Source organism: Massilia agilis, from assembly GCF_024756255.1.
Classification (GTDB): domain Bacteria; phylum Pseudomonadota; class Gammaproteobacteria; order Burkholderiales; family Burkholderiaceae_D; genus Telluria; species Telluria agilis.
The window spans coordinates 920,171-943,915 of the sequence record NZ_JANUHB010000001.1 but is presented as its reverse complement, the minus strand read 5'-3'; the positions used below and the strand labels follow the sequence as shown (position 1 = coordinate 943,915).

Genomic DNA, 23,745 nt, shown 5'->3' with positions numbered 1-23,745 from the left:
AAAGGTGAGCAAGAATGATGAAGCAATATGAAGGCAACTCCTACCTGTTTGGCGGTAACGCGCCTTACGTGGAAGAGTTGTACGAAGCCTACCTGAACAACCCAGGCTCCGTCCCGGACAATTGGCGCTCCTATTTCGACGCCATGCAGCACGTGCCGGCCGTCGATGGCAGCAGCAAGCCCGACGTCGTGCACTCCTCCGTGATTGCCTCCTTCGCAGAACGCGCCAAGCACGGCCCGATCCGCACCGTTACCGCCGGCGCCGACCCGGAACTGGCACGCAAGAGCGTCGCCGTCACCCAGCTGATCGCCGCCTACCGCAACCTGGGCCTGCGCTGGGCCAACCTGGACCCGCTGCAGCGCACCGAGCGTCCGGCCCTCCCCGAACTCGACCCGTCGTTCTACGGCTTCACCGAAGCCGACCTCGACACGGTGTTCAACATCAGCAATACCTACTTCGGCGTGGAGAACGCGTCCCTGCGCGACCTGCTGAACATGCTGCGTGACACCTACTGCCGCTCGATCGGTGCCGAGTTCATGTTCGTGACCGACCCGACCGAAAAGCGCTGGCTGCAAGAGAAGCTCGAGTCGATCCGCTCGACCCCGACCTTCACCGCCGAAAAGAAAAAGCACATCCTCGAGCGCCTGACCGCGGCCGAAGGCCTGGAGCGCTACCTGCACACCCGCTACGTCGGCGCCAAGCGCTTCTCGCTGGAAGGCGGCGAATCGTTCATCGCGTCGATGGACGAAGTGATCCAGCGCGCCGGTGAGAAAGGCATCCAGGAGATCGTGATCGGCATGGCCCACCGCGGCCGCCTGAACGTGCTGGTCAACACCCTGGGCAAGTCGCCGGCCGACCTGTTCGAAGAATTCGAAGGCAAGCACGCCGACGACCTGCCGTCGGGCGACGTGAAATACCACCAGGGCTTCTCGAGCGACATCTCGACCACCGGCGGCCCGGTGCACCTGTCGCTGGCGTTCAACCCGTCGCACCTGGAGATCGTCAACCCGGTGGTGGAAGGCTCGGTCAAGGCGCGCATGGACCGCCGCGGCGACCCGGAAGGCAAGCAAGTGCTGCCGATCCTGGTGCACGGCGACGCCGCATTCGCCGGCCAGGGCGTGGTCATGGAGACCCTGAACCTGGCCCAGACCCGCGGCTACGGCACTGGCGGCACGGTCCACCTGGTGATCAACAACCAGATCGGCTTCACCACCTCCGACCCGCGCGACACCCGCTCGACCGTGTACTGCACCGACGTGGTCAAGATGATCGAAGCGCCGGTGTTCCACGTGAACGCCGACGATCCGGAAGCCGTGGTGCTGGCCTCGCAAATCGCGATGGACTACCGTACCGAATTCGGCAAGGACGTGGTGGTGGACATCGTCTGCTACCGCAAGCTGGGCCACAACGAGCAGGACACCCCGGCCCTGACCCAGCCGCTGATGTACAAGAAAATCGGCAAGCACCCGGGCACCCGCAAGCTGTACGCCGACAAGCTGGCAACGCAAGGCACCATGGCCGCCGACATCGCCGACCAGATGGTCGCCGGCTACCGCGCCGCGATGGACGCCGGCAAGCACACGGTGGATCCGGTGCTGACCGACTTCAAGAACAAGTACGCCGTCGATTGGGCGCCGTTCCTGGGCAAGAAGTGGACCGACGCTGCCGACACCGCCGTGCCGCAGACCGAACTGAAGCGCCTGGCGCAGAAGATCACCACCGTGCCGGAAGGCTTCAAGCTGCACTCGCTGGTCGAAAAAGTGCTGGCCGACCGCGCCACCATGGGCCGCGGCGAAATGAACCTGGACTGGGGCATGGGCGAGCACCTGGCGTACGCCACCCTGCTGGCGTCGGGCTACCCGATCCGCTTGTCGGGCCAGGACGCCGGCCGCGGCACCTTCGTGCACCGCCACGCCGTGCTGCACGACCAGAACCGCGAGAAGTGGGATGCCGGCACCTACGTGCCGCTGCAGAACGTGTCGGACAGCCAGGCGCCGTTCACCGTCATCGACTCCGTGCTGTCGGAAGAAGCGGTGCTGGGCTTCGAATACGGCTACTCGACCGCCGAGCCGAACACCCTGACCATCTGGGAAGCCCAGTTCGGCGACTTCGCCAACGGCGCGCAAGTGGTCATCGACCAGTTCATCGCCTCGGGCGAAGTGAAGTGGGGCCGCGCGTCGGGCCTGGTGATGATGCTCCCGCACGGCTACGAAGGCCAGGGTCCGGAGCACTCGTCGGCCCGCATCGAGCGCTTCCTGCAGCTGTGCGCCGACAACAACATGCAAGTGGTGCAGCCGACCACCGCCGCGCAGATCTTCCACCTGCTGCGCCGCCAGATGGTGCGCCAGTTCCGCAAACCGCTGGTGATCTTCACGCCGAAATCGCTGCTGCGTAACAAGGACGCCGGCTCGCCGCTGACCGACCTGGCCAAGGGCGCGTTCCAGACCGTGATCGGCGAAGTGGACGAGAAGATCGAAGCGGGCAAGGTCAAGCGCGTGATCGCCTGCTCGGGCAAGGTCTACTACGACCTGGTCAACACCCGCAAGACCCGCGGCGCCACCGACGTGGCCATCATCCGTGTCGAGCAGATGTACCCGTTCCCGCACAAGTCGTTTGCCGCCGAACTGAAGAAGTTCCCGAACGCGACCGAGGTGGTGTGGGCACAGGACGAGCCGCAGAACCAGGGTCCGTGGTTCCAGATCCAGCACAACATCTTCGAGAACATGGAGTCGGGCCAGCGCCTGTCGTATGCCGGCCGTCCGGCGTCGGCTGCACCGGCCGTCGGCTACAGCGACAAGCACGTCGCGCAGCAGAAGGAACTGCTGGAAACCGCGTTCGCGAAGATCAAGGGTTTCGTGCTGACCAAGTAAGGCCACGAGAGCGCCGCGCTACCCGCGCGGCGCCTGCACACTGAACAGCGCGACGTGCGCACAGAATAATTTACGGAGTTTTTAAATGGCACAAATCGAAGTCAAGGTCCCCCAACTGTCGGAATCGGTTGCTGAAGCGACCCTGCTGTCCTGGCACAAGAAAACCGGCGAGGCCGTCTCGCGCGATGAAAACCTGATCGACATCGAAACCGACAAGGTGGTCCTCGAGCTTCCCGCGCCTGGCGCCGGCGTGATCACCCAGATCATCAAGGGCGACGGCTCGACCGTCGTGTCGGGCGAAGTGATCGCCATCATCGACACCGAAGCCTCGGCCCAGACCAGCCCGCTGCAAGTGTCGGCCGCCCCGGTCGCGGCAGCCCCGGCAGCAGCTGCCCCGGCCGCCGCCGAAACCGGCGGTTCGAAAGCCGGCGTGGCCATGCCGGCCGCCGCCAAGATCCTGGCTGACAACGCGATGAGCGCAGCGCAAGTGGCCGGCACCGGCCGCGATGGCCGCGTGACCAAGGGCGACGCCCTGGCCGCCGTGGCCGCCAAGCCGGCCGCACCGGCTCCGCTGGCACCGCAAGCCGCCAAACCGGCCCTGCAGCAAGTGGCCGCCCCAAGTGTGAACCTGGGCGACCGTCCGGAAGAGCGCGTGCCGATGAGCCGCCTGCGCGCCCGTATCGCCGAGCGCCTGCTGCAGTCGCAATCGACCAACGCCATCCTGACCACTTTCAACGAAGTGAACATGAAGCCGGTCATGGATCTGCGTAACAAGTACAAGGACAAGTTCGAGAAGGAGCATGGCGTCAAGCTCGGCTTCATGTCGTTCTTCGTCAAGGCCGCTGTCGCCGCGCTGAAGAAGTACCCGATCCTGAACGCCTCGGTCGATGGCAACGACATCATCTACCACGGCTACTTCGACATCGGTATCGCCGTCGGTTCGCCGCGTGGCCTGGTGGTGCCGATCCTGCGTGACGCCGACCAGCTGTCGATCGCCGAGATCGAGAAGAAGATCGGTGAATTCGGCCAGAAAGCCAAGGACGGCAAGCTGACGCTGGAAGACCTGACCGGCGGTACGTTCTCGATCTCGAACGGCGGCGTGTTCGGTTCGATGCTGTCGACCCCGATCATCAACCCGCCGCAGTCGGCGATCCTGGGCATCCACGCCACCAAGGACCGCGCCGTGGTCGAGAACGGCGAGATCGTGATCCGCCCGATGAACTACCTGGCCATGTCGTACGACCACCGCATCATCGACGGCCGCGAAGCCGTGCTGGGCCTGGTGGCGATGAAGGAAGCGCTGGAAGATCCGGCCCGCCTGCTGCTGGACCTGTAATCGGGAATGCGCGCTGGCCTGCCGCGCGGCGCGTGCTGACTGTGACTTGTTGAGGATCGACTGATGATCTCCGATGAAATCAAACGTTTGCACGAACTGCACCAGGCCGGCGCGCTGTCGGACGCGGAATTCGAGCAGGCCAAGGCCAGGGTGCTGGCCAGCTCCACCGTCAACCTGAACAAGGGCGACGGCACCCTGTCCGGCGAGATCAACAGCCTGCGCCGCTCGCGCACCGACCGCTGGCTAGGCGGCGTGTGCGGCGGCCTGGCGGTGGCCTCGGGCGTGGAGTCGTGGGTGTGGCGGCTGGTGTTCGTGCTGTTCACGCTCACCTTCGGCTTTGGGTTCCTGATCTACATCCTGATGTGGATTTTCGTCCCGGAAGAATAAGACCGACGGGTTCGCGCGAACCCGTCGTCCCCGCGAAGGCGGGGACCCATAGAACGCGTAGCGAAGCCGTTGGCGGCAGCGATGCCGCATGCTCAGCATGGATCCCCGCCTTCGCGGGGATGACGTGCTAGCGCAGGTGGCGCGGTTAGCAGCGCTGAACGCAAACTAAGGAAACAAGAATGAGCAACGCAAAACAATTTGACGTCGTCGTGATCGGCGGCGGCCCGGGCGGCTACATCGCCGCAATCCGCGCGGCGCAGCTGGGCTTTAACACCGCCTGCATCGACGACTGGAACAACGCCAAGGGCGGCCCGGCCCCGGGCGGCACCTGCACCAACGTCGGCTGCATCCCGTCCAAGGCACTGCTGCAGTCGTCCGAACACTACGAGCACGCCGGCCACGGCTTCAAGGAGCACGGCATCGAAGTGTCGGGCCTGTCCCTGAACCTGGGCCAGCTCCTCAAGCGCAAGGACGGCGTGGTCAAGGCAAACAACGACGGCATCCTGTACCTGTTCAAGAAGAACAAGGTCAGCTTCTTCCACGGCCGCGGCAGCTTTGCCGGCGCGGGCGAGGGCGGCTACACCATCAACGTGTCGGGCCAGACCACCGACACCCTGCAAGCCAAGCACGTGGTCGTCGCCACCGGCTCGAACGCGCGCGAACTGCCGGGCGCGGCGTTTGACGAGAAGCTGATCCTGTCGAACACCGGCGCGCTGGCGATCGACGCCGTGCCCGCCAACCTGGGCGTGATCGGCGCCGGCGTGATCGGCCTGGAGATGGGCAGCGTGTGGCGTCGCCTGGGCGCCAAGGTCACGGTGCTGGAAGGCCTGCCGACCTTCCTGGGTGCGGTGGACGAGCAGATCGCCAAGGAAGCGCAGAAGCTGTTCACCAAGCAGGGCCTGTCGATCAACCTGGGCTGCAAGATCGGTGCGATCACCAAGGGCGAGAACAACGTCACCGTGGAATACGCCGACGCCAAGGGCGAAGCGCAGAAGGCCACCTTCGACAAGCTGATCGTGTCGATCGGCCGCGTGCCGAACACCAACGGCCTGAACATCGAATCGGTTGGCCTGAAGCTGGATGACCGCGGCTTCGTCGTCGTGGACGACGAGTGCCGCACCAACCTGCCGAACGTGTGGGCGGTGGGCGACGTCGTGCGCGGCCCGATGCTGGCGCACAAAGCGGAAGAAGAGGGCGTCGCGGTTGCCGAGCGCATCGCCGGCCAGCACGGCCACGTCAACTTCAACACCATCCCGTGGGTGATCTACACCTCGCCGGAAATCGCTTGGGTCGGCAAGACCGAGCAGGCGCTCAAGGCCGAAGGCGTGGCCTACAAGGCCGGCACCTTCCCGTTCATGGCCAACGGCCGTGCGCGCGCGCTGGGCGATACCAACGGCATGGTCAAGTTCCTGGCCGACGCGACCACCGACGAGATCCTGGGCGTGCACATCATCGGCCCGATGGCCTCCGAGCTGATTTCGGAAGCCGTGGTGGCGATGGAGTTCAAGGCCTCGGCCGAAGACATCGCGCGCATCTGCCACGCGCACCCGTCGCTGTCCGAAGCGACCAAGGAAGCAGCGCTCGCCGTCGACAAGCGTTCGCTGAACTTCTAAGTTAAAGCCGGCCTTGCCGGTTTTGTAGGGTGGGCTCTTGAGCCCACGCGGCGTTACGCGACCCGTGGCGACCCGCGTGGGCTCAAGAGCCCACCCTACGTTCAAAGCATCACATCCGCCTCACCCATGAACGTACAAGAGTATTACCACCACGCGCTGAAAGAGCGCGGCTACAAACCCGACCCCGCGCAGCAGCGTGCGGTCGACCGCCTGCAGCGCGCGTACGACGAATGGGTGGCGTACAAGGGCAAGCGCTCGTCCAGCTTCAAGCGCTTGATCAACCGTCCCGACGTGCCGCGCGGCGTGTACATGTGGGGCGGGGTTGGGCGCGGCAAGTCGTTTTTGATGGACAGCTTCTATTCGGTGGTGCCGGTAGTGCGCAAGACGCGCCTGCACTTCCACGAATTCATGCGCGGCGTGCACCGCCAGCTCGACGAACTGAAAGGCGTGGCCGATCCGCTGGACGAAGTGGCCAAGCGCATCGCCCGCAAGTACCGCCTGATCTGCTTCGACGAATTCCACGTCTCGGACATCGCCGACGCGATGATCCTGTATAACCTGATGTCGGCCCTGTTCGCCAACGGCGTCACCTTCGTGATGACCTCGAACTACGACCCCGACCTGCTGTACCCGGACGGACTGCACCGCGACCGCATGCTGCCCACCATCGCACTGCTCAAGGAAAAGCTGGACGTGATGAACGTGGATGCCGGCATCGACTACCGCCACCGCGCGCTGGAGCAGGTACAGGCCTATTACACGCCGCTGGGTGCGCGTGCCGACCAGGCCCTGCGCGACGCCTGGGCCAAGCTGGCCGATACCGCCGACGAGGACCCTCGCGTGCACATCGAGCAGCGCGAGATCCGCGCCTTGCGCCGCGCCGGCGGCGTGATCTGGTTCGACTTCGCCACCCTGTGCGGCGGCCCGCGCTCGCAGAACGACTACCTCGAATTGTCGGAGCGCTTTCACACCGTGATCCTGTCGGGCGTGCCGGCGATGTCGGCCTCGCAGTCGTCCGAGGCGCGCCGTTTCACCTGGCTGGTGGACGTGTTCTACGACCACAAGGTCAAGCTGATCATGTCGGCCGAGGTGGCGCCCGACCAGCTTTACACCAAGGGCGTGCTGTCGAACGAGTTCCACCGCACGGTCTCGCGTATCATTGAAATGCAGTCGCGTGAATACATGCTGGCCGAGCGCCGCGGCGTCGCCGACTCGCTTGCCTGATGCAGCTGAAAGGACCTGATCGATGAAACCAATGGCAGCACTTCGCACCGCAGGCTCGCTGGCGATCGCCGCCGCGCTGCTGGCCGCTTGCGCGAGCGAACAGCAAGTCGCTTCCGGCCCGGCGCCCACGCCAACCGCGTCGGTGGAGCAGGCGGACCAGCGCCTGGCCGCGGTGGCGGCCGAGCGCGCGGCGATCGAGGCGCGCTTCGTCGAACGCGAACGGGTGTGCTACCAGAAGTTCTTCGTCACCCGCTGCCTGGACGAAGCCAAGGAGCGTCGCCGCAGCGCGCTCGCGGCCCAGCGCTCGATCGAAATCGAAGCCGAGCACTTCAAGCGCAAGGCCAAGGTGGAGGAGCGTGACCGCGCGATGGCCGAAGCCGAGGCGCGCTACCGCGACGAGGAAGCGCGCATGGCCGCGCAGCCGCCGGCCGCCCCGCGCCAGCCGACCGAGGAGCCGCCGCCGCGCCCGTCGCCGGTGGCCGAGCGCATCGCCAAACACAACGCCAGGCTGCAGAAGGCACAGGCGCAGGAACAGGCCGAGGCCGCCAGGCGCCAGGCCAACGTGCGCGACTACGAGGCGCGCAAGCGCGAATCGGAAGAGCGCCAACGCAAGGTGGCCGAGCGCATGGCCGAAAAGCGCGCCAAGGAAGCGAAGAAGGAAGCCCTGACGCCGCCGGCGACCAACCCGTAGGGTGGGCAGCTCGTCTGCCCACGCGTTCAAACACATCCGGATTGGCCCGCTGGCCGAACCTGCCAGGACGGCAAATCCGCCCGTCAGCGCAAAGGTTTCGCCCCCGGCACGACGCCCGGCGTTCCCTGCTGCGGCGGCTGCACCAGCTTGATGATCGCCATCGTGCAATTGCCGCCCTTGCCCTGGGCCCGCTCGCCGGCTTTGTTGATGAGCATTTCGGACGCCTGCCGCGGCGTCGCGCGGGAAATGGCTGCACCCAGTTCGGCGTCGGTAAAGAAATGCCACAGCCCGTCCGTCGCCAGCAGGAAGCTGTCGCCGGCCTTTAGCCCGACGAGGCTGCCGGTCGTGACGAACGGTTCCTTGTGGCTATTGCCCATCAGATTGAGCAGCAGTTTGGACTTGCGGTGATTGCGCGCCGCGTCCGGCGGCAGCTTGTCGCTGGCGACGAGGTGCTCGACATAGCCGGCATCGCTGGTGCGCGCCATGCACTTGCCGTTCGAGAAATGGTACAGCCGCGAATCACCGACGTGCGCCCACACCGCGTCGCCATGCGGCGACAGGATCAAGCCGACGAAACTGGCCAGCGCCTCGGTCTTGTGCGCGACCGCGTTCATCTTGATGATCATGTGGGTTTCGTCGACGATCTCGCGCAGCAGCTGGCCGAGACGCTCCACGCTGGGGCGATCGCCCGGCTTGTAGAGGTCGAACACATGCTTGGCCGTGTGCAGCACCTGCTCCGAGGCCTGCGACCCGGCCACGCCGTCGGACAGCACGGCCAGCACGTAGCCCGGTGCGCGCGCGCCGGTCAGCAGGGCCACCCGGTCGTTCTGCTGCGGGCGGTTGCCGATATGTTGCGCGGTTCCCGCTTCGATCTTGTATGAACTCATATACTTGGAGCGTTTCCGTGTCACGTCCGCCAACTTTTGTTGGCGGCAACGTCGGCGTAGATTAAACTATGCACCGAGAACCATAAATGTTGCAAGCCGTGACGTGCGGGACTGCTTGATTGTAGGCGGCAACGGTCCGCGCGTGCGGGAAGTTTTTGTAACAAAACAAAACTGTTGGGAACAGGTACGACATGGACGTCCAGGAGATCCAGCGCCGCATTATCGAACTCGATGTGGAACACCGCGACCTCGACGCGGTCATCGCCATGCTCACGCTCGACGGCCACGCGGACCAGTTGCAACTGCGCCGCCTGAAAAAGCGTAAACTACAGCTCAAAGATCACATCACCCTGCTGAAAATGCAGCTCGTGCCGGACGTCCCGGCCTGACTGCCCGACATCCCTTGACCGACCATCTTCCCGTCCCGGGCGCCGCACCAGGCGAACCCGGCCAGAGCGTTTCCGCCGCACCCGAACAGCCGCCCGGCAAATACGACGCCGAGATCGACCGCCTGTTCGGCGCGGGCGGTCCGCTCGCGCCTGCCGTCGGCACGTTCAAGCCGCGCCAGTCGCAGACCGAGATGGCCAAAGCGGTGGCCGGCGCGATCGCGAACCAGACCACGCTCATGGCCGAGGCCGGCACCGGCACCGGCAAGACCTTCGCCTACCTGGTGCCTGCGCTGCTGTGGGGCGGCAAGACCATCGTCTCGACCGGGACCAAGAACCTGCAGGACCAGCTGTTTTTGCGCGACATCCCGACGGTGCGCATGGCGCTGCGCGCGCCGGTCTCGGTGGCACTGCTCAAGGGTCGGTCGAACTACGTCTGCCATTACCACCTGGAACGCACGCTGCAGAACGGCCGCCTGACCTCGCGCGACGACGTGGGCCACCTGCGCGAGATCTCGCGCTTCATCAAGATGACCAACTCGGGCGACAAGGCCGAGCTGGCCAAGGTGCCCGAGAATGCGTCGGTATGGAACCTGGTCACCTCCACCCGCGACACCTGCATGGGGCAGGAGTGCCAGTACTACCAGGATTGCTTCGTGATGAAGGCGCGCCGCGAGGCGCAGCAGGCGGACGTGGTCGTGGTCAACCACCACCTGTTCTTCGCCGACGTGGCGCTGAAGGACACCGGCGTGGCCGAGCTGCTGCCATCGGCCAACACGATCATCTTCGACGAGGCGCACCAGCTGCCGGACACGGCGACGCTGTTCTTCGGCAAGAGCGTGTCCACGTCGCAGGTGCTGGAGCTGTGCCGCGACGTGCTGGCCGAGGGCCTGGCGCACGCGCGCGGCGCGACCGACTGGGCCAAGGCCGTGACTGTGGTGGAAAAGGCCGCGCGCGACCTGCGCCTGTCGTTCTCGCAGGACAACATGCGCCTGTCGCTGCCGCAGATCGTGCCGAGCTCCGAGTTCTTCCCGGCGCTGGACAAGCTCAAGGAAGAGCTGGCGGGCCTGGTGACCGTGCTCGAAGCGCATGCCGCAGCGGCCGAGTCGCTCGAGCAGTGCCGTGTGCGCGCGGTGGAACTGGCGGCCGCCTACGACGACTGGAAGCCCGAGCCCAAGGGCAAGGAAGTGGAAGGCGACCAGGCGGTGCTGTGGGTCGAGGCGTTCTCGTCCTCGCTGCAATTGCACAAGACGCCGCTGTCGATCGCGCCGATCTTTTCCGGCCAGCGCGCCGGCACCCCGCGCAGCTGGATCTTCACCTCGGCCACGCTGGCGGTGAAGAACGACTTCAAGCACTTCGCCAGCCAGATGGGCCTGACCGGCGAGCCTGCGCAGACCTGGCCGAGCCCGTTCAATTACGGCGAGCAAGGCATCCTGTACGTGCCGACCGGTTTGCCGGAACCCAACTCGATGGGCTACACCGACGCCGTGGTCGATTGCGCACTGCCGGTGATCGAGGCGGCGGGCGGCCGAACCTTCTTCCTGTGCACCACGATTCGCGCCGTCAACCGCGTGGCCGAGCGCCTGCGCGCCGAGTTTGCCGCGCGCGGGCTCGAGTTCCCGCTGTTCGTGCAGGGCGAGCGCGGGCGCACCGAATTGCTCGATGCGTTCCGCAACACAGGCAATGCGGTGCTGGTGGGCAGCCAGAGTTTCTGGGAAGGCGTGGACGTGCGCGGCGACGCGCTGTCGCTGGTCATCATCGACAAGCTGCCGTTCGCCCCGCCGGACGACCCGGTGCTGGCCGCGCGCATCGAAGTGATGGAGAAGAAGGGCCTGAACGGCTTCATGCACCACCAGTTGCCCGAAGCGATCATCACGCTCAAGCAGGGCGCCGGCCGCCTGATCCGCGATGTCGACGACCGCGGCGTGCTGATGATCTGCGACCCTCGCATCATCTCCAAACCCTACGGCCGCCGCATCTGGCAAAGCCTGCCGCCGTTCAAGCGCACGCGCGTGCAGGACGAAGTCGTCGCTTTCTTCAAGCATCCGGCCAGCCCGAACGATCCCGCGTAGGGTGGGCAGCTTGTCTGCGCACGCGTTCAACCGTCGCATGCACTGGTTGAACGCGTGGGCAGGCGGACCTGCCCACCCTACCGTGATTCGGCGCCAACATTCCCGTCGCAATCTTCAGAAATGCCCGCCGGCACAGGCCGCGCACGCGTGTCCGGCCCGTTTGTGCACCCGCAAAATCCCTCATCCATAGCTTGTTAGAGTCTCTGGTGCGAGCGCGCCAGTGAGCATGACTGAGGGGGGATGAAATGGCGATCCGTTACGGCTGTTTCTTCAGCTATGCACACGGCAAACACGATTTGATGAACAAGTTCAAGATCGCGCTGGCCGATGCCTTGCGTTGCTATCTCGAGCCACACTTCGACAACGAGGACGAGCTGTTCATCGACACCGAGCAGCTCGGCGGCGGCGACGACCTCGACCACAAGATCGCACGCGCCATGTGCGAGAGCGTGTGCATGATCCTCATCTACACCCCGAAGTACGAGGCGCACGCCTACACACGGCGCGAATACGCCGCCATGCGCAAGCTCGAAGAAGAGCGCGCCGCCTGGTACGAACTGCCGAGCCACCTGATCATCCCCGTGATCATGACCCAGCATCCGGACAAGCTGCCGCCGCAGATCACGCAATCGAGCCTGTACGTGGACTTTTCCCATTTCACGATGGCGACCGCCGACCTGAAATCGAACCCCGATTTCTTGCCCGACATCGACAAGATCGTCAAACGAATCGCCAATCACTACCAGCTCCAGAAAAAGAACATGCCGCCGGGACATGATTGCAACCAGTTCGTGCTCCCCGATGTCCCACCCGAGTGGCGAGAACAACCGGTTCTAACTTTTCCAAAAAAATGAGGAGCAATATGGAAATCAACCGCATTACGCTGCCGCCGATTGCCGCGCCGGGCGAGGTCACCACGTTCTACTCATTCGAAAGCGGCACCGCGCGCAGCGTGACCTTGTCCAGCATGGCCATGCTGCTGGCGAGCCGCCAGAACGCCACCGTTCCGGTGCTGATGATCGATTGGGATACCGAGGCGCCCGGCCTGCACCACCTGTTCGCGCGGCACGACGACCGGCCCGGCCTGCTCGAATACTTCGATGCCTGCCGCGAGCAGCTGCAAGGCCTGGCGCACACCCACGCCGACGAGCCGGACGAGGAGCGCGCGCGGCTGGCGCTGGAGGCAATCGACTGGGAGAGCTATGTCGAACGCGTTGACGAAAGCCGCCCGCTGTACCTGATGCGCGCCGGCCGCTTCGACGATACCTATGGCGAGCGTGCCGACCGCATGGACTGGGACGGCCTGTTTGCCGACTGCCCGGCGCTGTTTCGCAGCTTTGCCACCCACCTGACGCGCCAGTTCCAGCATGTACTGATCGACGCGCGCGGCGGGCGCTCGGCCGCCGTGTCGGTGTGCACCACGCTGCTGCCGGACAAACTGGTGGCGCTGTTCACGCCCAACCCCCGCAGCATCGAGGGCATGAGCGGCGTGGTCACGCGCGCCATCGACTACCGCTGCACGCACGAGGACGAGCAGCGCCCGCTGCTGGTGTACCCGGTGCCATACGCCATCGACAGCGGCGACTGCGAGCGGCGCCTGCTGTGGCGGCGCGGCGATCCGCACAAGGGCGTGCCGGGCTACCAGCCAATGCTGGAAAAGCTGCTGCGCGCCTGCTATGGCGTGTCGCGGCTCTCGCTCGACAGCTATCTCGACGAAGTGCAGCTGCAGCAGACGAATGCCACCGTCGGCGGCGAGCACCTGGGCCTGGTGCCCGAGCGCGATGCCGATCGCTTCTCGCTCACCCGCACGCTGGAAACCCTGCTCGACTGGATCGTGCCGGGCCGGCTGCCGTGGCAGTCGCGCGCCGAAGTCGAACTGCTGGCATCGATCGACGCGGCGCGCACCGCCTTCCGCGACGGCATCGCCACCGAAGCGGCGGTGCCGCTGGCGCGCGACCTGGCCGCGCTGGCCGGGATCTACCAGCGCCAGGGGCGCGAGCGCCTGGCGCAGGAGTGCCTGGAAGAGAGCATCGGCTTGCGCCAGCGCGTGCTCGGCGCCGACCATGCCGAAACGCGCGCCAGCCGCGCCGCGCTGGCCACGCTGCTGCGCGATTCCGGCAAGCTGCACGAGGCGCAGTTCATGATCCAGACCCTGGTGGACGACTGCCAGCGCATGGCCGGCGCCGACCACCCCGAAACGCTGGCTGCCCGTTCGGCGCTGGCGGCCACGCTGTCGCAGCTGGGCGAGTTCGAACGCGCGCTCAAGCTGCACGAGCAGATCACGCAAGCCTGCGAACAGCACTTCGGGCGCGGGCACATGGCAACCCTTGACAGCCTGGCCGGGCAAGCCGAGACCCTGACCCGCCAGGGCGAGCTGAGCCGGGGGCGCATGGTGTACGAGCGCGTGCTGGAAGGGCGCCAGCGCCTGCTCGGCACCGAACACGAGGATACGCTGCGCTGCACCCAGCAACTGGCCTCGCTGTTGTGCGAGCTGGGTGACCTGGCCAACGCGCGCAAGCTGCAGGAAGAGGTGGTGCGCGCGCGCGAGAAGCACGCCGGCCCGGACGGGGCGGCAACCCTGCAGGCGCGCGAGAGGCTGGCCGAGATCTTCGCGGCCCAGGGCGACTTGGACGCCGTGCGCAGGATGCAGGAGGCGCTGGCCCGGGCCCGCGAGCGGCGCTTTGGCTCGGAACACCCGGACACGCTGAGCATCCAGATGCGGCTGGCCTCCACGCTCAGCCAGCAGGGCGACCTGGAAGAGGCGCGGCGGCTGCAGCAGCATGTGGTCAATCTGCAGGAACGTATCCACGGGATGGACGACCAGGAAACCTTGCGCAGCAAAAAACTGCTGGCCGCCACGCTGTCGAGCCAGGGGCATAGCGTGGACGCGCGCAAGCTCGAGGAGAGCGTGCAGCAGTTCAACCGGCTGCGCGCCATCTCATCCGGGCCGCATGACCCGCACAGCGCCTTGCCGGGCCAGCGCGGCGGGCCTGGCGACCGGCGCGACCTGGGCGTTGGCGAATCGCTCGACGACAGGCTGGCGCAGCTGCAAAAGATGATGGACAGCAGCCCGCGCGAGGCCCGGGCCCTGGCCGACAGCCTGCGCAAGCCGATTTTGCGCCTGAGCGTCTCGCATCCCCTGCGCCAGCGCGGCGTGGCCATGATCAAGCGCGTGTACATGCAAGACGGCGACATGGACGCGGCGCTCGCGTTCACGCAGGACTACGCCTCGTCGCTCGAGGGCGCCCTGATCGAGGCGGCGGCGGGGCGGCCGATGGCGATGCGGTGAGCGGTGTCCGGGGCAGCGCGGGGCGCCGGCGCAGCGCCGCAACATGGTGCAAAACGTTTCTGAACGGTAAAGCTGGAGACCCAAATGTAAATTAATGTTGGAGGCAGGCGAGCGATGCGGGCATTGCTTCAGGTAAAATCTGGGGTATGCGTATCCTTATCAGTAACGACGACGGCTATCTCGCACCCGGCATCAACGCGCTGGCCGGGGCGCTCGCGGACATCGCCGAGATCGTCGTGGTGGCGCCGGACAGCAATCGTTCGGGCGCTTCCAACTCGTTGTCGCTCGACCGCCCGCTGTCGGTCAACCGGGCCGCCAACGGTTTTTATTTCGTCAACGGCACCCCCACCGACTGCGTGCACGTGGCCCTGACCGGCCTGCTCGACTACCGGCCCGACCTGGTCGTCTCGGGCATCAACAACGGCCAGAACATGGGCGACGACACGCTGTACTCGGGCACTGTCGCCGCGGCCACCGAGGCCTACCTGTTTGGCATCCCGGCGATCGCTTTCTCGCAAGTCAATCCCGGCTGGGAACATATCGATGCGGCAGCGCGCGTGGCGCGCGAGATCGTGCTGCGCCGCTTCGACGCCTTGCCCTCGCCGTTCCTGCTGAACGTGAATATTCCGAACCTGCCCTACGAGCAGCTCGGCAAGCTGGTGGCCACGCGCCTGGGCCGCCGCCACCAGGCCGAACCCGTGATCCGGTCGCAGGACCCGCGCGGCCGCGAGATATTCTGGATCGGCGCGCCCGGCGCCTGCCGCGATGCGGGCGAGGGCACCGATTTCCATGCCACCGCCCAGGGCCAGGTGTCGCTGACGCCGCTGCAGATCGACCTGACCCACAAGAGCCAGCTCGAGCGCCTGGCGCAGGAGCTGCCGTGAAGAAGGAGCGCAGCAATTTCCCGTTGCCGCTGTCCTCGGTGACCGGCCCCGCCCGCAAGCCTGCCGAGCCGGCCCGGGTGGTGGCCACCCCGCAGACCGCCACGCAGAACGCCCGCACCGCCGGCCAGGCCGGCCCCGTGCGCGCTTCGTATCAACAGGAAGCGACCGTGCGCGCGCCGGCGTACGCCCAGCCGGCTGCCCCGCGCGCCGCCGCTGCCGTCCAGCCGCCACGCGCCGCGCCGCGCGTGGCCGCGTTCCCCCAGGCCGCCCCGGTGCCGCTGCGCGGCGCTGCATTCCCGCAGCCGGCGCCCGTGCCGCAGCGTGCGCCCGGCTTTGGCGCGCCGGCGGCGCCCGTCCGGCAGGGGGCGTTTGCCCAGTCGGCCACGGTGGCGCCGCGTTCGGACCTGCAGGCCACCGAGGCCTTGCGCCGCGCAATGGCCGCCGGCGTGGCCCGGCGCGGGGTCAAGGACCACAAGGTGCTGGCCGCACTCGAAGCCGTACCGCGCCACATGTTCATCGAGCCGGCCCTGTCGGCCCAGGCTTACATCGACGCCTCGCTGCCCATCGGCCACAACCAGACCATTTCCCAGCCGTACATCGTGGCCCGCATGATCGAGGCGATGGGCGAGGGTGGCCAGCTCGGCAAGGTGCTCGAGATCGGCACCGGCTGCGGCTACCAGGCCGCGGTGCTGTCCTGCGTTGCCGGCGAGGTGTACTCGATCGAGCGCATCAAGCCCCTGCACGAACTGGCCAAGACCAACCTGCGCCCCTTGCGCATTTCCAACATTCGATTGCAATATGGCGATGGTATGCTGGGACTGCCCCAGGCCGCGCCGTTCGACGGCATCATCCTGGCCGCGGCCGGGCTGGAAGTGCCGCGCGCCCTGCTCGAGCAGCTCGCCATCGGCGGACGCCTGGTGGCGCCGGTCGGCGCCCAGAACCAGCAACTGCAACGCATCACGCGCATCGGGCCCCACGAATGGGCCAGCGAAACGCTCGAATCCTGCCATTTCGTCCCGCTGCGCCCAGGCACCGCCTGACTCTTGCACGACTCTAGACAAGATGAGAATGAAACAATTACCACGCCTAGCCCTGTTGACCCTCACCCTCGGCCTGCTCGCCGCCTGCAGCACGCCGACGCGCCAGGCCCCGGTCATCGACCGCCCGGTGCAATCCGCCCACCACCCCGTGAAACCGGCCGCGCCGGCACCGGCGCCGGCCGCCGCCAGCGAGGAATCCAAGCCGGATGCGCGTGGTTCCTATACCGTGCGCAAGGGCGATACGCTGCTGCGCATCGCGCTTGACCATGGCCAGAACTACCGCGACATCGTGACGTGGAACAACCTCGCCGATCCGGACGATATTAAGGTCGGACAGGTGCTGCGGGTGAGCCCGCCTGACCGCGTCGCCGGCGTCCAGACCAACCCGGTCCAGATGCCCGAGAAGGCCGGCCAGACGCCGTCGCGCAAGGTCGTGCCCAAGCGCCAGGAAACGAACGTGGCCGAGGCGGTCAAACCGGACAGGAACGAAAAGGCCGAGAACGTGGCCTCCGGCCCCGCGCCCGGCACCATCGTCACCGCCAACGACGACGAGCGCCTGAGCTGGATGTGGCCGGCCAACGGCAAGATTGTCGCCACCTTTGATGACGGCAAGAACAAGGGCATCGATATTGCCGGCAGGGCCGGGCAGCAGGTGATGGCGGCGGGCGCAGGAAAGGTGATGTATGCCGGCAGCGGCATCCGTGGTTATGGTAATCTCGTGATCGTCAAACACAGCAACACGTTGCTGTCGGCTTATGCCCACAACCGCGCGATCGTGGTCAAAGAGGGTGACACCGTCAGCAAAGGCCAGGTCATCGCCGAGATGGGCGATACCGACGCCGATTCGGTCAAACTGCATTTCGAAATCCGCCAGCAGGGCAAGCCAGTCGACCCCACGAGGTTCTTGCCCAGCCGTTAAGGAGGGCCAATGACGCAGCCGCATCTGGAGCACGACGCCTCGGACGACACCCCGGACGAGCCGCTCGACGACGTGTTGCTCGATGCGGACGGCAGCGCGCCCGCCGCCGAGCCGGGCGAGCAGGGGCCCGAGGGCAATGTCGTGCTCGAAAGCGTGGACGAGCTCAAGAAGATGCTCGCCGCCGAGTTGTCCACCGACACCACCCAGCACTACCTGAACCAGATCGGCTCGCGCCCGCTGCTGTCGGCCACCGAGGAGGCGCACTACGCCACCCTGGCCAAGGCCGGCGACTTTGCCGCGCGCCAGAAAATGATCGAACACAACCTGCGGCTGGTGGTGTCGATCGCCAAGCACTACATCAACCGCGGGGTCGTGCTGCTCGACATGATCGAGGAAGGCAACATCGGCCTGATGCGCGCCATCGACAAGTTCGAGCCCGAGCGCGGCTTCCGGTTCTCCACCTATGCCACCTGGTGGATACGCCAGAGCATCGAACGGGCGATCATGAACCAGGCGCGCACCGTGCGCCTGCCGGTGCACATGGTGCGCGAACTCAACCAGATACTGCGCGCCAAGTACCACCTCGAAGCGCAGCGCCACAACGGCAAGGACGCCTCCAGCGAAGACATCGCCAGCCTGGTCGGGCGCCCGGTGGAAGAGGTGCAGGACATCCTGGCGCTGTCCGAGCACGCCACCTCGCTCGACGCGCCGCTGGACAACGATCCGCAGTCGAGCCTGATGGACATGCTGCCCGGCGAAACGGACGATAGCCCCGACACGCGCGCCGAGCAGCATGAAATGACCGCGCTGGTGCGCGACTGGCTGGCCAAGCTGCCCGACAAGCAGCGGGTGGTCGTCATGCGCCGCTTTGGCCTGGACAACGACGACCCGGCCACCCTCGAGACCCTGGCCGAGGAGATGGGCGTGACGCGCGAGCGCGTGCGCCAGATCCAGCAAGAGGCGCTCGTCAAGCTCAAGCGGGCCATGGCCGCCCGTGGCGTCGTGCGCGATTCCTTGCTATGATCCCCGGTTTGCGGTTGGCTTGAGCCCTGCGTTCCTCCCGCCCGATCAACCATGCTCGTCACCGCCGTTCCCGGCCATGGGAGGGCGGTGCGTGGCGTTTGGCAGTTTGATTTCCAGTCTTCACTCACATGCAAGAAACCTTCATCGACATTAAAGCCCTCGACATGGAAGCGCGCGGCGTTGGCCACCTCGACAACGAGGACGGCACGCCGGGCAAGGTGATTTTCGTCGAAGGCGCGCTGCCGGGAGAACGTGTCAGTTTCGAGACCCTGCGCAAGAAGAAGAACTGGGAGTCGGGCCGGCTGGTCACCTTGCGCCGCGCCTCGTCGATGCGGGTCGAGCCCAAGTGCCAGCACTTCGACAACTGCGGCGGCTGCTCGATGCAGCACCTCGAGCCCACGGCCCAGGTCGCCATCAAGCAGCGCGTGCTGGAAGACAACCTGTGGCACCTTGGCAAGGTCAAGGCCGAGAACATCATGCGCCCGCTGCAAGGCCCGACCTGGGGCTACCGCTACCGCGCGCGGCTGTCGGTCCGTTACGTGGCCAAGAAGGAAACGGTGCTGGTCGGCTTTCACGAAAAGCACTCGTCCTACGTGGCCGACATGACCCAGTGCCACATCCTGCCGCCGCATGTGGCCCAGCTGCTGGTGCCGCTGCGTGACATGGTGCGCGCGCTGTCGATCTACACCCAGATGCCGCAGATCGAGGTGGCGGTGGGCGAGGAAACCACGGCGCTCGTGATGCGCAACATGGCGCCACTCACGCCGCAGGACGAGGAGCTGATCAAGGCCTTTGCCGACCAGTGGAACATCCAGTGGTGGCTGCAGCCGAAGGGTCCCGACACGGTCTATCCGTTCTATCCGGCAGATAAGGAGCTGTTCTACACGCTGCCCGAGTTCGGCATCCGGATGCCGTTCAAGCCGACCGACTTCACCCAGGTGAACCACCAGATCAACCGGGTGCTGGTGTCCAAGGCGCTGCGCCTGCTGGACGTGCAGCCGGGCGAGCGCGTGGCCGACCTGTTCTGCGGCCTGGGCAACTTCACGCTGCCGCTGGCCACGCAGGCACGCGAAGTGGTCGGCATCGAAGGCAGCACCGCGCTCACCACGCGCGCGCTGGAGAACGCCAAGGCCAATGGCGTGTCGGAAAAGACCACCTTCTACACGCGCAACCTGTTCGAAGTGACGAGGGACGACCTCGTTGCGCTGGGCAAGTTCGACCGCATGCTGATCGACCCGCCGCGCGACGGCGCCGTGGCGCTGGCGCTGGCGCTGGCCGAGCTGAAGGAAACCCAGCCAGAACTGCTGCCGCGCCGCATCGTGTACGTCTCGTGCAGCCCGTCCACGCTCGCGCGCGACGCCGGCATCCTGGTGCACCGCGCCGGCTACGTGATGCGCAAGGCCGGCATTGCCAACATGTTCCCGCACACCTCGCACGTCGAATCGATCGGCGTGTTCGAGCTCGCCGAACAGCAGGCATAAGGGTAGGGTGGGCAGAATCTGCCCACCCTACGAGCTAGACTGCCGCGCCAGCTGCTGGCGCTGCGCCGGCGTCAGCAACGCATCCATGCGCTTGTGCGCATCCAGCGCATTTTCGAACATCTGCCGCCGCAGCTTTTCGGTCGAATCGTAGGCGCGCCGCACTGCCTGCTCGTCGAACTGGCCGTTGCGATAGAACGGCGTGCCATGCATCTGGTCGTGCATCTGGTCCATCAGCGCGAACTGCCGGTTGCGCAAATCGCGCCGGATGGCTTCGATCTTGCTGCGCTGGTCGGCGGTCAGGTCGGGAATGTTGCGCCACCCGAACCCGCCCATCATGCCCGGCCCCATCATGCCGCCGCCGTAGCCGCCGTAGCCGTCCATCATGCCATGGTTGCCCCAGCCGCGGCCGCCTTGTGGCCCGGGCTGGCCGCCGGGTCCGGGCTGGCCGCTTGGCCCGGGCTGGGCCAGTGCAAGGCCGGCTGCGAAGATGCCGCCCGCAAAGACGGCCAGTGTGCGCTTGTTCATCTGCCACCTCCAGTCCTGTTACCCGCCGCCCGATGCGCGACCGGTCCCATAATGGACAGTCAGGCGGCGCGCGGGTTCGCGGTGCCTCGTTCCGTCACCCAGTAGGCCTGGCCGAGTGCGCACAAGGCCATGCCGACGGCCATTGCGCCGGTGGCGCCATGGGTTGCGTAGATCCACCCGCCGATCGACGATCCGGCCGCACCGCCGGCGAAGAACAGCGCAAAGTAGATGCCGTTCAGGCGGCTGCGCACCTCGGCGCCCAGCGTGTAGATGGCGCGCTGGCCGAGCACCAGGTTGGCCGCGACCCCCATGTCCAGCAAGATCGACGCCGCCACCATCAGGGCCAGCGACACCGGGCGCGAGGCCGGCGCCAGCATCGGCAACACGAAGCTCACCGTACCCAGCGATAGCGCAACCCCTGTCGCAATCCGCGTGTGCCCGGCATCGGCCAGGCGCCCCGCCACCGGCGAGGCCACCGCCCCCGCCATGCCGACCAGCGCGAACACGGCGATGCCGGTCTGCGACAGGTGCAAGCCAGGCCCTTGCAGGTACAGCGGCGCAGTGGTCCAGAACAGGCTGAAGGCACCGAACAAGGCGGCGTGGTAGGCGGCGCGGCGGCGCAGCACCGGCGTGGTGGCGAACAGGTGCCACAGCGACTTGATCAGCTGCGGGTAGGCCGGTCCCGCCACGGGCAAGCGTTGCGGCAGCTTGTGGTGCAGGACCAGCGCAAGGCCCACCAGCGCGACGGCCGCGCCGGCAAAGACGGCATGCCAGCCCGCATAGCCGGCCACCAGGCTGGCGAGGGGGCGGGCCAGCATGATGCCCAGCAGCAGGCCGCTGACGACCTTGCCGACGATCTCGCCGCGGCTCGCTTGCGGCGCCAGGTGGGCCGCGAAAGGCACCAGGACCTGGGCGACCACGGCGCCAAGGCCGATGCACAGCGCCGCCAGCAGGAACACCAGGGCCGACTGTGCCAGCGCGGCGGCGGCCAGCGCGGCGGAGGTGAAGGCAATGCCGGTCACGATCATGCGCCGGTTCTCAAGCCGGTCGCCCAGCGGAACGATGAACAGCAGGCCCAGGCAATAGCCAAGCTGGGTCAGCGTGACGACCAGCCCGGCCGCGCCCGGCGACAGCCCGGTGGACGCGCTGATCGGGCCGACCAGCGTCTGGGCGTAATACAGGTTGGCGACAATCATGCCCGCCGCAACGGCGAGCAAGCGGACCATTCCTTGTGCGATGCCTGGCTCGACTACGGCGCCAGCCGGCCGGTTTGCTATCAGTTGGTTCACGATCAGCTCCTCATGGTTGACTGGAAACCAGTCTATTGGAAATGTGATAGCAAATAATCGGCTTAGAATGGATAATAGAGTTCACTTTATGTGAACAAAGGGTGGCTATGGATCGCCTGCGTGCCATGACTGTCTTCGCGCGCATCGTTGAAGCGCGCAGTTTTTCGAAAGCGGCCGAAACGCTCAACTTGCCGCGCTCCGCGGTGACCGCGACGGTGCAGCGCCTCGAATCGCACCTGCAGGCCAAGCTCCTGCAGCGGACAACGCGGCGCGTGTCGCCCACGCCGGAGGGCGAGGAGTACTATCGCCGCTGCGTCGAGATCCTGGCGGCGGTGGAGAGCGCCGACGAGGCCATGCGCCAGCTGGGCACGCAGCGGCCGCGCGGGCTGTTGCGTGTGGACATGCCGGGCGCGTTGGCCCGCAACGTGGTGCTGCCGCGGCTGGGGGCATTCCGCGCTGCCTATCCCGAGATCGAACTCATGCTCAGCGTGAGCAACCGCGTGGCCGACCTCGCGCAGGAGGGGATCGATTGCGCGCTGCGCGTCGGCCAGCCGCACGACTCGACGCTGGTGGCGCGCCCGCTTGGTCAGATGCGCTTTGTCACCTGCGCCTCACCCGAGTACCTGGCGCGGCGCGGCACCCCGCGCAGCATCGCCGACTTGGCCGGGCACGACCTGGTGGTCTATTTCTCCGGGCGCACCGGGCGGCCGCTGGACTGGGATTTCGTGGTCGGCAGCGAGGTGGTCAAGGTCGATGCAAAGGCGACGGTGGGAGTCAACGATGCCGACGCCAATGTGCTGTGCGGCCTGGCCGGCTGCGGGCTGATCCAGGCGGGCGCTTACCAGGTCCGGGAACACCTGGCGCAGGGCCGGCTGGTCGAAGTGCTCGCGCAGTCGCGCCCGACGCCGATGCCGGTCTCGCTCATGTACCGCGACAGCCGGCTGGCGGCGCCCAAGGTGAGGGCGTTTTCGCAGTGGGTGCTGGAATTGTTCGGGGCCGACCCCGATTTCAATTAAAACGCCCGGCCAGGGCCGGGCGCAAAGAGGGGGAGCGGGCGCGCGTCAGTCGCGGCTGCCGGCGGTAAAGCCCAGCAGTTGCAGCAGGCTGGTGAAGATGTTGTACACGTCCAGGTAGATCGACAGGGTGGCGGTGATGTAATTGGTTTCGCCGCCGTTGACGATGCGCTGCACGTCGAACAGGATGAAGGCCGAGAAAATGCCGATCGCCAGCACCGAAATCACCAGCTGCAGTGCCGTCAGGCCAAGGAAGATGTTGGCCACGGCCGCCAGCAGCAGCACGATCACGCCGGCCGTCAGCCAGCTGGACAGGCCCGAAAAGTCGCGCTTGGACACGGTGGCAATGCTGGCCATGACCGCGAACACGCAGGCGGTGCCGCCGAATGCCGTCATGATCAGCGCCGGGCCATTGGCATAGCGCAGGGTGTAGGTCAGCAGCGGCGTGAGCATCAGCCCCATGAAGAAGGTGAATGCCAGCAGCACGGCCACGCCGGCCGCCGATTCCTTGGTTTTTTCGATGGCGGCGATGAAGCCGAACGCGATCAGCATGAACAGCAAGAAGCCCATGCCGCCGCGTAGGACCGGCACGTGCATGGTCACGCCGATGATCGCGCCCAGCACGGTCGGGACCATCGACAGCGCCAGCAGCCAGTAGGTGTTGCGCAGCACCTTGTGCCGCGTGGCCCGGGCGCCGGTAATGTCGTAACTGTTTTGGATGCTTGGGATCATGATGCCTCCGGTTTGTTGGTTGGTGACGCTTCCCGCCCAGCTTACCACCGGTTGCTGACACGGGTGTGACAGGCGGGAGCGCGG

20 protein-coding genes are annotated in these 23,745 nt (G+C 66.4%); 16 read left to right on the top strand and 4 right to left on the bottom strand.

Features of this window, described 5'->3' with window-relative positions; translation table 11 throughout:
• The first annotated feature begins 14 nt into the window (after positions 1 to 14).
• From NX774_RS04290 to NX774_RS04265, 6 genes are all read left to right on the top strand, one after another.
• Entirely contained in the window at positions 15 to 2,870 is a 2,856-nt protein-coding gene (locus tag NX774_RS04290; RefSeq protein ID WP_258820914.1) for a 2-oxoglutarate dehydrogenase E1 component, read from the top strand.
• Positions 2,871 to 2,955: 85 nt separating this feature from the next.
• Positions 2,956 to 4,206, top strand: coding sequence for a 2-oxoglutarate dehydrogenase complex dihydrolipoyllysine-residue succinyltransferase (odhB, locus tag NX774_RS04285; protein WP_258820913.1), 1,251 nt, complete (start codon positions 2,956 to 2,958; stop codon positions 4,204 to 4,206).
• A 60-nt stretch (positions 4,207 to 4,266) separates the two neighbouring features.
• Positions 4,267 to 4,593 carry a PspC domain-containing protein gene (locus NX774_RS04280; RefSeq protein WP_258821439.1) on the top strand — a complete coding sequence of 109 codons (327 nt, stop codon included), beginning with the start codon at positions 4,267 to 4,269 and terminating at the stop codon, positions 4,591 to 4,593.
• 179 nt (positions 4,594 to 4,772) lie between these two features.
• Complete coding sequence (gene lpdA, locus NX774_RS04275; protein ID WP_258820912.1) at positions 4,773 to 6,206, top strand: dihydrolipoyl dehydrogenase; 1,434 nt, start codon at positions 4,773 to 4,775, stop codon at positions 6,204 to 6,206.
• Between the two features lie 126 nt (positions 6,207 to 6,332).
• Positions 6,333 to 7,430: a cell division protein ZapE gene (gene zapE, locus NX774_RS04270; protein ID WP_258820911.1), complete on the top strand. Its 1,098-nt coding sequence runs from the start codon at positions 6,333 to 6,335 to the stop codon at positions 7,428 to 7,430.
• 31 nt (positions 7,431 to 7,461) lie between these two features.
• Positions 7,462 to 8,121, top strand: coding sequence for a hypothetical protein (locus tag NX774_RS04265; RefSeq protein WP_258820910.1), 660 nt, complete (start codon positions 7,462 to 7,464; stop codon positions 8,119 to 8,121).
• A gap of 83 nt (positions 8,122 to 8,204) precedes the next feature.
• Here the strand turns inward: NX774_RS04265 and NX774_RS04260 are convergent, their stop codons facing one another.
• Positions 8,205 to 9,008: a PP2C family protein-serine/threonine phosphatase gene (locus tag NX774_RS04260; protein WP_258820909.1), complete on the bottom strand. Its 804-nt coding sequence runs from the start codon at positions 9,006 to 9,008 to the stop codon at positions 8,205 to 8,207.
• 191 nt (positions 9,009 to 9,199) lie between these two features.
• Between NX774_RS04260 and NX774_RS04255 the strand changes: the two genes are divergently transcribed.
• From NX774_RS04255 to rlmD, 9 genes are all read left to right on the top strand, one after another.
• Complete coding sequence (locus tag NX774_RS04255; protein ID WP_258811062.1) at positions 9,200 to 9,397, top strand: YdcH family protein; 198 nt, start codon at positions 9,200 to 9,202, stop codon at positions 9,395 to 9,397.
• Between the two features lie 14 nt (positions 9,398 to 9,411).
• Positions 9,412 to 11,466, top strand: coding sequence for a DNA repair helicase YoaA (gene yoaA / locus NX774_RS04250; protein WP_258820908.1), 2,055 nt, complete (start codon positions 9,412 to 9,414; stop codon positions 11,464 to 11,466).
• A 245-nt stretch (positions 11,467 to 11,711) separates the two neighbouring features.
• Positions 11,712 to 12,320 carry a toll/interleukin-1 receptor domain-containing protein gene (locus tag NX774_RS04245; protein WP_258820907.1) on the top strand — a complete coding sequence of 203 codons (609 nt, stop codon included), beginning with the start codon at positions 11,712 to 11,714 and terminating at the stop codon, positions 12,318 to 12,320.
• Between the two features lie 8 nt (positions 12,321 to 12,328).
• Positions 12,329 to 14,755 carry a tetratricopeptide repeat protein gene (locus tag NX774_RS04240; RefSeq protein WP_258820906.1) on the top strand — a complete coding sequence of 809 codons (2,427 nt, stop codon included), beginning with the start codon at positions 12,329 to 12,331 and terminating at the stop codon, positions 14,753 to 14,755.
• 146 nt (positions 14,756 to 14,901) lie between these two features.
• Positions 14,902 to 15,639, top strand: a complete 738-nt coding sequence (gene surE / locus NX774_RS04235) for a 5'/3'-nucleotidase SurE (RefSeq protein WP_258820905.1) — start codon at positions 14,902 to 14,904, stop codon at positions 15,637 to 15,639.
• Positions 15,636 to 16,679: a protein-L-isoaspartate(D-aspartate) O-methyltransferase gene (locus NX774_RS04230; protein ID WP_258820904.1), complete on the top strand. Its 1,044-nt coding sequence runs from the start codon at positions 15,636 to 15,638 to the stop codon at positions 16,677 to 16,679. Before surE ends, NX774_RS04230 begins: the two co-directional genes overlap by 4 nt.
• A gap of 28 nt (positions 16,680 to 16,707) precedes the next feature.
• A complete protein-coding gene (locus NX774_RS04225) occupies positions 16,708 to 17,598 on the top strand; it encodes a peptidoglycan DD-metalloendopeptidase family protein (RefSeq protein WP_258820903.1) in 891 nt (296 codons plus the stop codon).
• A 9-nt stretch (positions 17,599 to 17,607) separates the two neighbouring features.
• The gene (gene rpoS, locus NX774_RS04220; RefSeq protein WP_258820902.1) at positions 17,608 to 18,621 is read left to right on the top strand and encodes an RNA polymerase sigma factor RpoS; all 1,014 of its coding nucleotides are present in this window, start codon (positions 17,608 to 17,610) and stop codon (positions 18,619 to 18,621) included.
• Positions 18,622 to 18,749: 128 nt separating this feature from the next.
• A complete protein-coding gene (gene rlmD, locus NX774_RS04215; protein WP_258820901.1) occupies positions 18,750 to 20,102 on the top strand; it encodes a 23S rRNA (uracil(1939)-C(5))-methyltransferase RlmD in 1,353 nt (450 codons plus the stop codon).
• A gap of 27 nt (positions 20,103 to 20,129) precedes the next feature.
• Here rlmD and NX774_RS04210 read toward each other — a convergent pair whose 3' ends face one another.
• Positions 20,130 to 20,627: a Spy/CpxP family protein refolding chaperone gene (locus NX774_RS04210; RefSeq protein ID WP_258820900.1), complete on the bottom strand. Its 498-nt coding sequence runs from the start codon at positions 20,625 to 20,627 to the stop codon at positions 20,130 to 20,132.
• 59 nt (positions 20,628 to 20,686) lie between these two features.
• Positions 20,687 to 21,853: an MFS transporter gene (locus NX774_RS04205; protein ID WP_258821438.1), complete on the bottom strand. Its 1,167-nt coding sequence runs from the start codon at positions 21,851 to 21,853 to the stop codon at positions 20,687 to 20,689.
• A 188-nt stretch (positions 21,854 to 22,041) separates the two neighbouring features.
• Between NX774_RS04205 and NX774_RS04200 the strand changes: the two genes are divergently transcribed.
• The gene (locus tag NX774_RS04200) at positions 22,042 to 22,932 is read left to right on the top strand and encodes a LysR family transcriptional regulator (protein ID WP_258820899.1); all 891 of its coding nucleotides are present in this window, start codon (positions 22,042 to 22,044) and stop codon (positions 22,930 to 22,932) included.
• 45 nt (positions 22,933 to 22,977) lie between these two features.
• On the opposite strand, the gene NX774_RS04195 is transcribed toward NX774_RS04200, so the two are convergent.
• Complete coding sequence (locus NX774_RS04195; protein WP_258820898.1) at positions 22,978 to 23,661, bottom strand: Bax inhibitor-1/YccA family protein; 684 nt, start codon at positions 23,659 to 23,661, stop codon at positions 22,978 to 22,980.
• Between the last annotated feature and the right edge of the window lie 84 nt (positions 23,662 to 23,745).

Coding starts and splice junctions, on each gene's coding strand:
- NX774_RS04245 (WP_258820907.1), top strand. CDS start 11,712: ATGGCGATCCGTTACGGCTGTTTCTTCAGCTATGCACACGGCAAACAC.
- NX774_RS04205 (WP_258821438.1), bottom strand. CDS start 21,853: ATGGTCCGCTTGCTCGCCGTTGCGGCGGGCATGATTGTCGCCAACCTG.
- NX774_RS04210 (WP_258820900.1), bottom strand. CDS start 20,627: ATGAACAAGCGCACACTGGCCGTCTTTGCGGGCGGCATCTTCGCAGCC.
- lpdA (WP_258820912.1), top strand. CDS start 4,773: ATGAGCAACGCAAAACAATTTGACGTCGTCGTGATCGGCGGCGGCCCG.
- NX774_RS04290 (WP_258820914.1), top strand. CDS start 15: ATGATGAAGCAATATGAAGGCAACTCCTACCTGTTTGGCGGTAACGCG.
- NX774_RS04265 (WP_258820910.1), top strand. CDS start 7,462: ATGGCAGCACTTCGCACCGCAGGCTCGCTGGCGATCGCCGCCGCGCTG.
- NX774_RS04255 (WP_258811062.1), top strand. CDS start 9,200: ATGGACGTCCAGGAGATCCAGCGCCGCATTATCGAACTCGATGTGGAA.
- zapE (WP_258820911.1), top strand. CDS start 6,333: ATGAACGTACAAGAGTATTACCACCACGCGCTGAAAGAGCGCGGCTAC.
- odhB (WP_258820913.1), top strand. CDS start 2,956: ATGGCACAAATCGAAGTCAAGGTCCCCCAACTGTCGGAATCGGTTGCT.
- NX774_RS04225 (WP_258820903.1), top strand. CDS start 16,708: ATGAAACAATTACCACGCCTAGCCCTGTTGACCCTCACCCTCGGCCTG.
- NX774_RS04240 (WP_258820906.1), top strand. CDS start 12,329: ATGGAAATCAACCGCATTACGCTGCCGCCGATTGCCGCGCCGGGCGAG.
- NX774_RS04260 (WP_258820909.1), bottom strand. CDS start 9,008: ATGAGTTCATACAAGATCGAAGCGGGAACCGCGCAACATATCGGCAAC.
- rlmD (WP_258820901.1), top strand. CDS start 18,750: ATGCAAGAAACCTTCATCGACATTAAAGCCCTCGACATGGAAGCGCGC.
- NX774_RS04200 (WP_258820899.1), top strand. CDS start 22,042: ATGACTGTCTTCGCGCGCATCGTTGAAGCGCGCAGTTTTTCGAAAGCG.
- rpoS (WP_258820902.1), top strand. CDS start 17,608: ATGACGCAGCCGCATCTGGAGCACGACGCCTCGGACGACACCCCGGAC.
- surE (WP_258820905.1), top strand. CDS start 14,902: ATGCGTATCCTTATCAGTAACGACGACGGCTATCTCGCACCCGGCATC.
- NX774_RS04195 (WP_258820898.1), bottom strand. CDS start 23,661: ATGATCCCAAGCATCCAAAACAGTTACGACATTACCGGCGCCCGGGCC.